The organism is Ochrobactrum sp. XJ1 (genome assembly GCF_024701725.1).
GTDB classification, from domain to species: Bacteria; Pseudomonadota; Alphaproteobacteria; order Rhizobiales; family Rhizobiaceae; genus Brucella; species Brucella anthropi.
In genome coordinates, this window is sequence record NZ_VDGD01000001.1 from 277,261 (window position 1) to 286,172 (window position 8,912).

The following is an 8,912-nucleotide window of genomic DNA, read 5'->3' on the forward strand; positions in this document are numbered from 1 at the left end:
CTGATCCGGGCAACACGGAACGACGCTTCAGATTTTGAAGCTGTGCATCGTGCTTTGCTAGAAATCCACGCTGATTTTCAGGCCGGTGCCGTAACGAGAAGAGCGGAGGGATTCATGTCTTCAGAAAAGAACGGGCATTCGCCGCGAAGTCGTGCGCGACGACATTTTCTGGGTCTCACAGCAGCCACTGCCGCCAAGGTTGTGGCACTGGGTGCTCTGGCTTCAACAATGTCATCACGCCCGTCGCAAGCCCTGGGCACGAAATGGTGGCATGGTGGTCATGGTGGCGGAGGAGGCTCCGGTTCGCACTGCCTTTTGAAAGGCACACTTATCGAAACGCCCAACGGCCCGGTGGCGGTGGAGACATTATCCGTTGGTGATCTTGTGACCACGGCTTGCGGTGAGACGCGTCCGGTCAAGTGGGTCGGATGGCAGAGCTGCAGAAAAGGCGGCACGCAATGGAATGAGAGCGTGATGCCGATCCGTGTCAAACGTTATGCCATCGACAGCAAAACCCCGCAGCGCGACCTTTACCTTTCGCCCAACCATGCGCTGCTTATCGACGGCGTTCTGATCCGCGCGAAGGATCTGGTCAACGGCCAGAGCATAGCGCGCGTGTCGATGGATACGACAATCGACTATTACAACATCGTTCTCGACAGTCATGATGCAGTGCTGGCGGAAGGGGCAGCCGTCGAAACCTACCTGATGCGCGGCGACAGCTACAAGGGTTTCACCAACTTTGCCGAGTATCAGGAACTATATCCGGACGAAGCCAATATCATCATGCGGCCCTATGCGCCGCTTATGGGCTACGAAGGTGCCCGCCAGCACATGCATGCATTGTTGTGCATGAGCGGCATTCTTCCGCTGCGCGACGTGGTTGAGGAAACCTATCAGCGTCTGGCAGCAAAGACGAGTGAAAGCGTAGCGTAGAATAATGAATAGTACCGGGCGGTGGTAAGAAAGGCGGGGCGCTGATTGGTGCCCCGCCTTTCTCGTGAACCGAGTTTAGCCAGCTTCTGCCGTGCGCAGGAAGGATTTCCGTTCCATTTCACTGCCGTTGATCTGGCCTCTCAGTTGCAGGAGGTCTTTTCGGCTGACCAGTCCGCAGAGTTTTCCGTCGCGTGTCACAATCGGGATACGTCCACAATCAGTCGCGATCATCATGTCGGTGATGAACGCCACGCTGTCGTCCTGATGGCCGACAGGTGTGGAGGTGTCGGAAACGGCATCTGCAAGCGTCTGGCTGGACAAATCCGTCTTCCGCTGCCATTCCAACGCATCAGCGCGCGTCACCATGCCGATCAGTATCCGGTCGTTATCGATGACCGGATAAAGCCGATGCCGTGCCGCTTCCGAGGCAAAAAAGGCAGAGGCTTCCTGCACGGTCATGCTTGCCGGTAGCGTGTCCACATTCGTCACCATGACTTCATGCACACGGGCGGACTCGAACGGACTTACGCCATATTCGCGCGTAATGTGCTGTCCGCGCCGCGCAATTTTCTCGGTCAGGATTGAACGCTTGAGCAGAAGAACCGTGACCGCATAGGCGGTTACCGTCGCCACGAACACCGGAACGATCTGGCCGAAATCGCCAGTGACTTCAACTGCAAAGAACGTGCCGGTCAGCGGTGCGCGCATCGTGCCGCCCATCATGGCGGCCATTCCGAGCAGCGCCCAGAAGCCGGGTTCGCCGCCTGGCAGGATCAAGCCGAGCAGCCAGCCCATCGCGCCGCCGAAAATCAGAAGCGGGGCCAAAACACCGCCGGACGTGCCCGATGCCAGAGCGCAGAGCCAGATCGCGCTTTTGACAAGCAGGACCACCAGCACTGTGGTTGCCAGAAATTTATCATTGAGGAAACCGTCGATGAGATCATAGCCGACGCCAAGCGCACGAGGCTCGATCAGACCGCCAATGCCGATGGCGATGCCGCCGATTGCCGGCCACCACATCCAGTGAATGGGCAGTCGCTCGAATGCATCCTCCAGCTTGTAGAGAAGGGTCGTGAGCAAGCCGGATTGCAGGCCGGCGACAATGCCGATCAGGGCACATGCGACTATTCCCCACCAGGGCAATGCCAGATGAAAATGGGTCTGGAACAGCGGACCTGTTTCGAAAAACAAGGGTCGGTTTGTGTGAGCGACTGCTGCTGCAGCTGCCACAGGAATGAAGCTGCGGGGCTTCCACTCGAAGAGCAGCAATTCGACGCCCAGCATCACGGCGGCAATGGGCGTACCGAAAATGGCGGTCATGCCTGCGGCGGCACCGGCTACGAGCAAGGTCTTCCGCTCGGCTGAACTCATCTGAAACAATTGCGCAAAAAGCGATCCGATAGCTCCGCCCGTCATGATGATCGGACCTTCGGCGCCGAAGGGACCGCCCGTGCCAATTGAGATCGCCGATGAAAGTGGCTTCAGTATCGCCACTTTGAGCGACATGCGACTGCCGCCGATCAGGATGGCTTCAATCGCTTCCGGTATGCCGTGCCCGCGAATTTTCTCGGAGCCGTAACGCGCCATCAGCCCGATTGCCAGACCGCCCAATATGGGGATGAGCACGATCCAGAAGGACGGCGAAAGGTGCGCCAGTGTTGCCGGGTCAATGCTGATGCGGCCAAACCAGACCAGATTGGTGACCAGGGCGATCAGGCTTACAAGCACCCATGCGGCAGCGGTGCTGGCGGCGCCGATAACGATCGCCATCGCGATCAGGAGCAGCATTCGCCTGTCGGCGGTAAAATCGCCCGCGACGCGGCGCGCGACGCCGCCGGTGAAATCGTGCGGTCTTCGAAACTCGTTTTGCCGGGCCATAGCAAACTCCTGTCTTTCTCGGCGGATACGCTAGCTTGGGGGAGAGCGTCTTGGAGCGCGTATCGATCTGATTGAATCAGATCGGCGCGTCTCGATGTTTGTTTTGACGCGCATCTTGTCCGAAAACCGCTTCACACTTTTCGGGATGCACCTAAACGGCGGGTTAAATATATCGTAATACGATATAAATCAATTGCCATCTTTGTGTTTGGGCAAGGGGCTTGCTATTGGGGAAGGGATTGCTGCAAAGCGCCTTCGGAAAAGCCGAACGGGCGTGTTTATATCGAGGTCAGGGAAGAAGCCTGTTGTGAAACAAACTCCGGATGCTTTGACACAAGCCGACTATCAGGCGCTTGCGGAACTTCGCTATCGTTTGCGCCGGTTCATGAGTTTCAGTGCAACGGCTGCGGAAGCGGAAGGGCTTCCGGCGCAACAGCATCAGGCGCTGCTTGCGATCAAGGCCCATGCCGCTGATGCACCGTTGACGGTTGGCAACCTTGCGGAATGGCTTGTCATTGCTCCGCATACTGCAACGGAGTTGGTCGGCAGGCTGGCGGATGCCGATCTGGTGATGCGGATGGTCGATCCTTCGGACCGCCGCCGCCACACATTGGCGCTGACCGACAAGGCCGAGCAGGTTCTTGAGCGGCTCAGCGCCGCGCACCTTGCCGAGATACGCGAGCTTGCCCCCAATTTGATCGATGTGTTGACCAAGCTGGAGCGTGCAGCGAACAAGCCGAAGTAACGGCTTAGAGCGCGTATCGATCTTATTCAATCAGATCGATACGCGCATCTTGTTCCGAAAACCGTTTCACACTTTTCGGGATGGGCTCTAAATCCTGTCCATCAATGCATACCACGACAGGGCAAGGAACAGCAGCGGCGAGCGGAAGGTGCGACCGCCGGGGAAGGCGGGAATCCGCAGTTCTTCGAACAGTTTCAACCGGTCGCGATTGCCAGCAACGGTTTCGGCATAGAGCTTGCCCATATAGTTTGCCAGCATGACGCCATGACCGGAATAACCACCTGCGGAAATGACACCGGGCATCACCTCCCGCACGAAGGGCTGGCGCGGCATGGTAATGCCGACCGAACCGCCCCATGCATGGGTGATTTCGACCTTGTCCAGCGCCGGATAAATCTCGGCTATCTGGCGGCGGATGTGGGTGCTGATATCGCGCGGATTGTCGGCAGTGTAGGCTTCGCGCCCGCCGAACAGCAGCCTTCCGTCCTTTGAACGACGGAAATAACGCACCACGAAGCGGGAATCGTCGATGGATTCACCGCCCGGAATAATGGGGCTGTCGTCGCCAAGCGGCACTGTTGCGCCGATGAAGGAGCGGATCGGCATGACATGCGATGCGCTGACCGGTTCCAGCAGACCGCCATAAGCATTGACAGCGATGAAGGCATTTCGCGCCGATATGGTTCCGCGATTGGTTTCGACTTCGACCCGCCCGCTTGCGGTGCTGATTTTGGTGGCTCTGGTGTCTTCAAACAGCTTTGCGCCCGCCGCATGGGCGGCCTTTGCAGTTCCGACAAGCAGTTTCAGCGGATGAATATGGCCGGTGCCTGCGTCGTAGACGCCGCCAAAATAGCGCTCTGAACCGAGCAGACTCGCTGTTTCAGCGCGGTCGAGCAGACGCAGGTGCTGATAGTTGAAGCGGCTCGCCATCAACTCCACATGGCGCTCATATGACTTGAGATAGCGCGGCTTGTGCACGACCGAAATCTGGCCGGGCACATATTCCATATCGATCCTGTGTTCGTCGGCAAAGGCAAGGAGATAGGTCTTGGCCTCTTCCGCCACGTCGAACAGAGCCTTGGCACGCTCAAAGCCATATTCCGCTTCAAGATCTTCGGCCCATGTGCGCTGGCCGGTGCCGAACTGGCCACCATTGCGCCCCGACGCCCCATCGCCGAACCGCGCTCCGTCGATGAGTGTGACGTCCACGCCCTGTCTCGCCAGATGGTAGGCAGCCGAAAGCCCTGTATATCCGCCACCAATGACAACGACATCGGCCTGCCGCGAGCCATCCATTTCAGGATATTGCGGCCGATCAGGGACACTCGCTTCGTACCAGGAAATGCCGGGCGAGATTGGGCTTTGGTAGGGCATGTGGAACCGGTCAGACGTTGAGCAGCAGGAACTCGCGTTCCCACGGGCTGATGACTTCCATGAAGGTTTCGAACTCGGCACGCTTGATGGCGGCATAGGTCGTGACGAAGGAACTGCCGAACAGATTGCGCAGCTCCGTGTCTTCCTCAAACAGCTCCACCGCGTCGATCAGGCCGCGGGGCAGTTCGATTTCCTTGGTGTTGACGCTGGTGGTCGCAGGCTGTTCAGCTTCAATCTTGTTCACGAGGCCTATCAGGCCGCAGGCAAGCGAAGCCGCCAGCGCGAGATAGGGGTTGGCATCGGAGGAGGGGATGCGGTTTTCCACGCGGCGCCCATTGGGGTCGGAGCGTGGGACGCGGAAAGCGGTGGTACGGTTGTCGTAGCCCCATTTGACGTTGACGGGTGCGGAAGCATCCGGCGTCAGGCGGCGATAGGAATTCACATAGGGCGCGAACATGACAAGTGCATTCGGCACATGACGCTGCATGCCGCCGATAAAATGGCGGAAAGCCTCGCTTTCGCTGCCATCCTCATTGGTGAAGATGTTGCGTCCGGTCTTCTTGTCCACGATGGACTGGTGGATATGCATTGCCGATCCGGGCTGGCCCTGAATGGGTTTGGCCATGAAGGTGGCATACATGTCGTGCTTGAGCGCCGCCTCGCGGATGGTGCGCTTGAACATGAACACCTGATCGGCGAGTTCCACCGGGTCGCCATGGCGCAGGTTGATCTCAAGCTGGCCAGCGCCTTCTTCGTGGATCAGCGTGTCGATCTCCAGCCCCTGGCCTTCGGAGAAATGATAGATGTCATCGATCAGTTCGTCGAACTCGTTCACGCCTGCAATCGAATAGCCCTGACCGCCGCCAATGGCACGACCCGAGCGACCGACAGGTGGCGTCAGCGGATAGTCGGGGTCGGGGTTCTTGCGGACCAGATAGAACTCGATTTCCGGAGCAACGACCGGTTTCAGGCCGCGCTTGCTGTAGGCGGCAACGACATTGCGCAGCACGTTGCGCGGAGTGAATTCCACCCCGCGTCCGTCCTGATAGACAAGATCGCAGATAACCTGCGCGGTCGGATCGGATTCCCACGGCACAGCCGAAAGGGTCGAGAGGTCCGGCACCAGCTTGAGGTCGCCGTCATCCTCCGGGTAATGAAAGCCGTAGCCGTCTTCCGGATAGTCGCCGGAAATCGTCGTCATGAAGACAGCCGAAGGCAATGCCAGCGAGGTATTGGAGGTGAACTTCTTCGACGGCATCATCTTGCCGCGGGCAACCCCGGCCTGATCAGGGGTGATGCATTCGATGTCTTCGATGTCACGCCAGGCAAGCCATTCGGTCGCCTGCTTCCAGTTCTTCACACCGCGAAGAGATTTGACATAGGCAGGTGTACGGCGACGCGGGGCGCGCGTAACCTTCTTTTCCGTCGTATCAGCAGACATCAATCACCAGAAAATGATTTCGATAGTGGCATAATAGCTGCGACCGGCCTCAATGACAAATGGGTCCGGCAAGCTTTTGTGTGCGCCATCGCAGAAAGCGCACACAAAAGAAAATCGATGTGTCAGAGACCGAAATGGCCCTTGAGAGCGGGTACGTTTGCCACCAGCTGGTCGACCAGCTGCGGGTCATGGTCGCGCACATAATTGATCACCTGCCCGCCTGCTTCGGTGATCTGGTCGCTGGAGAGGCCGCTGGAACGAAGCGTGGCAGCGGCTTTGAGAAGCGCACTCATCTTTTCGCCAGCCACATTATCCATCAGTCCCGACAGCGCACCCATAATGCCGCCCGTGCCTGTTGCAAGTACATCGTGGGCGCTGGCGAGCTGCTGGGCATCCGGCAGGAGTGCGAAGATCTTGTTGCCGATTTCCGGTGCGCTGTGCTGCAGAACGGAAAACACCGAGCCAGCCAGCTTTTCTGCAAGCTGCGGATCGATGTTGATCTTGGTGGCGATACTATCAATGAGAGACTGAACAGACATGAAAATTCCAAATTCCTTGCCCCCGCAAGGGGCGGTTCAAACCGCAGTCGGCGAGCAAACCCTATGGCTTCCACGACCAACCATTCACAAGTGACCCGCAGGCTTGTGCGCCGGATCGGGGTGCAGGGACCACCAATGGTGCACCGGCGTCAATGCATGAGGCGCGGCTTTGTTGGAGTTCGGTGAATTTTCGGTCAAGATTCAGTTTGCGGAATATTGAAGTGGCTTTTCAGTGCCGGGACGAAAGCAAAGAGCTTTCGCACAAGCTCGCGATCTTTTTGCCTTATATGACGGATGACTGTCAGGAATGCCTGATTGGCCTGATCCATGCTCATGCCGGTGGATTTCAATGCCGCCAGACCGCAGACCAGAGCGCCTATTCTCTCGCCCGCAAAATTTCCGGCCACATTCGAAACTGTTCCGAGGATCCCATCTGCATGATAATTTTCAGGGTTGAGCACATCATTGGCGCGTGCCAGTGCGGGCGCTCCGGGAATCAGGTTGAATATTTGCGGCGCGACAATCGGAGCCTCGTGTTGGATGATGGAGAGCAATATACCAACTGTTTGCTCGGCGGTTCCAGGGTCTATATTGGCGTTTGAGGCAATATTGTCTATCAAGGATTGGATTGACATTTCTCACCCATGAAAATTGATAAAATAATATTTGTCAGAACAATTTTATGAGAAGTAATACTGTTATTTAGAATAATATAATTTTGTATTCTCTTATACGGTAAGAAAATACAGGGTGCTTCTGGTCGTGTGTTGCAAGAAGGCGTATAGGCTGCATTTGCTCATCTTCGTCGGACCCACTTGAAATGATCGTTCGCCCGCGCCCCCCTTTGTGGAAGCTCTTCTTCATACTCAAGGGCTCCATCATCCTGCGTATCCTGCCGCAGATTTTTGCGGTTTTCCTTCTGTCGGTGCTGGTTGTGTGGGCGCATCGCGCGTTTCCCGGCTGGGTGCCAGCCGTCAACAACGGGACGGCTTTGGCGCTGCTCGGCATTGCGCTTTCGATCTTTCTCGGCTTCCGCAACAACGCCTGTTATGACCGCTGGTGGGAGGCTCGCAAAATCTGGGGCAAGCTCGTCTATACGACGCGCGGTCTGGGGCGTCAGACGCTGTTGCTGGAGAACGTGCGGGGACTGGAAGACGGACGGGAAAAGCTGCTCCGTTATGCGATCGCGTTTTCGCAGGCCATGGTCAGCCATCTTCGGCCAGAGGAAACCGGTGGCTCAAACAAATACGACAAATGGTTGTCTGCGGAAGAGCGGAAAGCGTTGGCGGAAAGCCGCAACAAGCCTGATTTCATCTTGCGTCGGCTTGGTGCTGCTCTGGCGGATATGCGTGTGAAAGACGCTCTGCATCCGGTCGATTTCCAGACGCTTGACAGTTCAGTGTCCGCATTGGCAGAGGTTCAAGCGGCCTGCGAGCGGTTGCGGTTCACGCCGGTTCCTTTCGGCTATACGCTGCTTCTGCATCGCACGGCCTATCTGTTCTGTTTCTTCATACCGTTCGGCTTTGCCGATATGCTTGGTTGGGGAACGCCATTTGCGACGACACTGGTGGCCTATACTTTCTTTGGGCTGGATGCGCTGGGCGACGAGCTGGAGGAGCCGTTCGGGACATTGCCCAACGATCTGCCCATCGGGGCCATCGCCGATACAATCGAAATCAATCTGCGGGAAGCATTGGGTGAAGAAAACCTGCCCGACCTTCCTCAACCTGTCGACTATCTTCTTATGTAAAAAAAAGCCCCGACTGGCAGGGCCAGCCGGGGAGGTCAGTTGAGGAAATCCGACCATAAAGCGAGTGGCAGATCAACCCTGTTTCATCGAATTTTACGGGCAACTGCCAGTTTGGACATTGTGTCGCTGCCAAAAGAGAAGTGTGTGAGCATGGCAGCGAGCATGAGAGCGAGGACCGTCATCATTTGTCGTGGGTGACGATGACTGGGATCAGTAGATCACCCCGGTTGCCGTCGCCGTTCCCGTGCT

General features: G+C 57.2%; 8 protein-coding genes. 3 read left to right on the forward strand and 5 right to left on the reverse strand.

What is annotated here, in order from left to right; translation table 11 throughout:
• Nucleotides 1–114 precede the first annotated feature (114 nt).
• Nucleotides 115–936, forward strand: a complete 822-nt coding sequence (locus FG152_RS01410) for a Hint domain-containing protein (protein ID WP_010659126.1) — start codon at nucleotides 115–117, stop codon at nucleotides 934–936.
• Between the two features lie 75 nt (nucleotides 937–1,011).
• On the opposite strand, the gene FG152_RS01415 is transcribed toward FG152_RS01410, so the two are convergent.
• Complete coding sequence (locus FG152_RS01415) at nucleotides 1,012–2,814, reverse strand: chloride channel protein (RefSeq protein ID WP_010659125.1); 1,803 nt, start codon at nucleotides 2,812–2,814, stop codon at nucleotides 1,012–1,014.
• A 385-nt stretch (nucleotides 2,815–3,199) separates the two neighbouring features.
• On the opposite strand from FG152_RS01415, the gene FG152_RS01420 reads away from it, so the two are divergent.
• Nucleotides 3,200–3,559 carry a MarR family winged helix-turn-helix transcriptional regulator gene (locus FG152_RS01420; RefSeq protein WP_226622637.1) on the forward strand — a complete coding sequence of 120 codons (360 nt, stop codon included), beginning with the start codon at nucleotides 3,200–3,202 and terminating at the stop codon, nucleotides 3,557–3,559.
• 87 nt (nucleotides 3,560–3,646) lie between these two features.
• Here FG152_RS01420 and FG152_RS01425 read toward each other — a convergent pair whose 3' ends face one another.
• The 4 genes from FG152_RS01425 to FG152_RS01440 all read right to left on the reverse strand — a co-directional run bounded on the left by FG152_RS01425 (nucleotide 3,647) and on the right by FG152_RS01440 (nucleotide 7,548).
• Entirely contained in the window at nucleotides 3,647–4,933 is a 1,287-nt protein-coding gene (locus FG152_RS01425; RefSeq protein ID WP_010659123.1) for an NAD(P)/FAD-dependent oxidoreductase, read from the reverse strand.
• Nucleotides 4,934–4,943: 10 nt separating this feature from the next.
• Nucleotides 4,944–6,374 carry a glutamine synthetase family protein gene (locus tag FG152_RS01430; protein ID WP_010659122.1) on the reverse strand — a complete coding sequence of 477 codons (1,431 nt, stop codon included), beginning with the start codon at nucleotides 6,372–6,374 and terminating at the stop codon, nucleotides 4,944–4,946.
• Nucleotides 6,375–6,496: 122 nt separating this feature from the next.
• Nucleotides 6,497–6,913 (reverse strand): hypothetical protein, encoded by a 417-nt coding sequence (locus tag FG152_RS01435; RefSeq protein WP_010659121.1) that lies wholly within the window; start codon nucleotides 6,911–6,913, stop codon nucleotides 6,497–6,499.
• 194 nt (nucleotides 6,914–7,107) lie between these two features.
• On the reverse strand, nucleotides 7,108–7,548 hold the full coding sequence (locus FG152_RS01440; protein ID WP_029376001.1) for a hypothetical protein: 441 nt from the start codon (nucleotides 7,546–7,548) through the stop codon (nucleotides 7,108–7,110).
• Between the two features lie 185 nt (nucleotides 7,549–7,733).
• Between FG152_RS01440 and FG152_RS01445 the strand changes: the two genes are divergently transcribed.
• Nucleotides 7,734–8,663, forward strand: coding sequence for a bestrophin family protein (locus FG152_RS01445; RefSeq protein WP_010659119.1), 930 nt, complete (start codon nucleotides 7,734–7,736; stop codon nucleotides 8,661–8,663).
• Nucleotides 8,664–8,912: the final 249 nt, after the last annotated feature.